Source organism: Olsenella phocaeensis, assembly GCF_900120385.1.
Lineage (GTDB): Bacteria > Actinomycetota > Coriobacteriia > Coriobacteriales > Atopobiaceae > Olsenella_I > Olsenella_I phocaeensis.
In genome coordinates this window covers 1-2261 of record NZ_LT635499.1, presented here as the reverse complement: position 1 = coordinate 2261, position 2261 = coordinate 1, and the positions used below count along the sequence as shown (strand labels likewise).

Sequence of the window (2261 nt, the reverse complement as noted above, 5' to 3'; positions counted from 1 at the left end):
GGCTCGCGCGCCCGAACCACTCGGACGCCCTGGCTTCCTGGACGGCCCTGCTTGCCTCGTTCAGCTTCTCGTTGAGTTCCGCGAGCCTCTCCTCGTCGCCCATCTCCATCTCCCGTCCTTGTGTCCCACCTACGAACTAGTGTTCTATACCGGCGCCAGCCAACGTCAGTAGCGTGTCGGTCATTGCTTAGGTGGTGATTGCTGTGGCTTGTCCTTTGGGTGTTGATACCGCTCGGCCAAAGACATGACCGTGTTGGCATCGACGTCAAGGGCGACCGAGATTCTGAATAGGGCGCTTGCCGACGGGTCATACTTCTTGCTGTTCCAAATCTGGCTCATGTGCGCGTCGCTCATGCCAGTCAGGCGGCAAATGTCTACCTGCTTCATGCCTCTCTCGGTCGCTATCTCACGAATGGCCCTCCCTATATCCATTTGGACCTCCGTTCTTTATTACGTGAATCCTAACAAAAATTAGGAAAAGAGTAAATTCTTACTTGAAACCTAACGAACGTAAGGCTACTATCGGAACCGTCCTAACGAACGCTAGGTTTTCGAGAGGAGGAAAGCCCATGAACAGTCTTGAGGGTCTTGTTGGCGCATGGCTTGCCGAGCACCACGCGACGAAGAAGTGGCTTGCAGGCGAGCTTGGATGCACTCCCGAGACGCTCAACAGGAAGCTCTGCGGAACTAGCGAGCTTTCCGTTACCGAGGCGAGACGCCTTGCAGAGGCGATGGGCGGCGACGTCGGCATCCTGTTCAACAGCATCTGCCAGTTCGCCGCCGAGAACGTCATCTAGCACAACCCGCACCTTGAAAGCCGAATAGCGCTGTAGGTACCGAAGCCAATCGGCAACCGCAGGCATGCCCGCAGGCACCCAGGCGCAGCGACTCGCGCCGCTGGGGTGTCAAAACCGGTGACGGGATGCGGGCCAGGAACGACAAGTCCCCCGCATGCGTGCGGAGGCAGACGGGCGCATGGCGCACGGGGGACCGGCAGCAACCGGGCGCAACTCCACATCACCTGGAAGCTGGCACAGTCCGCAGCCGGACAGGCCACCCGAGGCCAACGCACAAGCACACGGCGCACCAGGGCCAGCTCTGCTGGCCCCCCAGGCGTCATGCACCCGTAGGCAGCAAAGGAAAGCCCACCAACTGCTGGCACAGCTGGCGGGCAACGACATGGACAGGAGGTCAGCATGTCGGATGAGATTGTACCGCAGGTTTTCAACAATCCCGAGTTCGGCGAAATCCGCATAACGCGCGGCGAGTACGGCGAACCGTGGTTCGTGGCGAAGGACGTGTGCGAGGCCATCGGCATCACGAACAGGAGCCGCTCGATGCAGCTTCTTGACGATGACGAGAAGGGGTGTACGCATATGGACACCCCGGGAGGCGTGCAGAACCTCGCGACGGTCAACGAGGCTGGGTTCTACAAGCTGATACTGACGTTCGTGCCAAGCAAGGCGAACAACGAGACGCCAGAGCAAAGTGCGACGCGCAAGGAAAAGGAAGACAGGGTCAAGCGCTTCCAGCGCTGGGTCACCCACGAGGTCCTCCCAGCCATCCGACGCGACGGCGGGTACATGGTGGCCCGCGACGAGACGCCCGAGGAGACGATGGCCCGCGCGGTGCTCCTCGCACAGCGCACCATCGAGCGCCAGAAGGCCCAGATAGAGGAGATGCGCCCGAAGGCCCTCTTCGCGGACGCCGTGTCGGCAAGCGATGGGACGTGCCTCGTCGGCGAGCTTGCCAAGATGCTCACCCAGTCCGGGTTCACCATCGGCCAGAACAGGCTCTTCAAGCTGCTGCGTGATGACGGGTTCCTCGGCAAGCGCGGGAGCAACCGCAACGTCCCTCTTCAGCGCTACGTAGAGCAGGGGCTGTTCCGCATCAAGGAGACGGCGGTCGCGCACAGCGACGGGCACGTGACCATCAACAGAACCACAAAGGTAACGGGGCGCGGGCAGGCCTACTTCGTCAAGCGCTACTCGGAGGGGGTGGACGAGCGATGAGCAACCGGGCCATCTCGTACCTCTTCGCCAGCGAGGACACGTTTCTCGACCGCCACCAGGGCGTCGCGCTCGCTCTCGTCGGCGTGCTCATCGTGATAACCGGACTGCTCGAGGGGGTGGCCTAGTGGGCGTCTTCTACGACTCGGGGCGCGCCGGGCAGGTCGTGCTCGGCAATCAGCACGTGCCGCCCGACACGTCGAGGCTGCGCAACTGGCGCGACGCGGAGCTGTGCCGCCGTGGCGGGGGGGG

4 protein-coding genes are annotated in these 2261 nt (G+C 62.2%); 3 read left to right on the top strand and 1 reads right to left on the bottom strand.

Features of this window, described 5'->3' with window-relative positions:
• Nucleotides 1–180: 180 nt before the first annotated feature.
• Complete coding sequence (locus BQ7388_RS09980; protein WP_072500543.1) at nucleotides 181–432, bottom strand: helix-turn-helix domain-containing protein; 252 nt, start codon at nucleotides 430–432, stop codon at nucleotides 181–183.
• 137 nt (nucleotides 433–569) lie between these two features.
• Between BQ7388_RS09980 and BQ7388_RS09975 the strand changes: the two genes are divergently transcribed.
• From BQ7388_RS09975 to BQ7388_RS13275, 3 genes are all read left to right on the top strand, one after another.
• Nucleotides 570–797: a hypothetical protein gene (locus BQ7388_RS09975; protein ID WP_072500542.1), complete on the top strand. Its 228-nt coding sequence runs from the start codon at nucleotides 570–572 to the stop codon at nucleotides 795–797.
• A gap of 399 nt (nucleotides 798–1196) precedes the next feature.
• Nucleotides 1197–2012 carry a phage antirepressor gene (locus tag BQ7388_RS09970; RefSeq protein ID WP_072500541.1) on the top strand — a complete coding sequence of 272 codons (816 nt, stop codon included), beginning with the start codon at nucleotides 1197–1199 and terminating at the stop codon, nucleotides 2010–2012.
• Nucleotides 2009–2137, top strand: a complete 129-nt coding sequence (locus BQ7388_RS13275; RefSeq protein WP_268794052.1) for a hypothetical protein — start codon at nucleotides 2009–2011, stop codon at nucleotides 2135–2137. The genes BQ7388_RS09970 and BQ7388_RS13275 overlap by 4 nt, the downstream gene beginning before the upstream one ends.
• Nucleotides 2138–2261 lie beyond the last annotated feature (124 nt).

Bases quoted from the DNA above. Each gene is read 5' to 3' on its own strand.
- BQ7388_RS13275 (WP_268794052.1), top strand. From the start codon at position 2,009: ATGAGCAACCGGGCCATCTCGTACCTCTTCGCCAGCGAGGACACGTTT.
- BQ7388_RS09980 (WP_072500543.1), bottom strand. From the start codon at position 432: ATGGATATAGGGAGGGCCATTCGTGAGATAGCGACCGAGAGAGGCATG.
- BQ7388_RS09970 (WP_072500541.1), top strand. From the start codon at position 1,197: ATGTCGGATGAGATTGTACCGCAGGTTTTCAACAATCCCGAGTTCGGC.
- BQ7388_RS09975 (WP_072500542.1), top strand. From the start codon at position 570: ATGAACAGTCTTGAGGGTCTTGTTGGCGCATGGCTTGCCGAGCACCAC.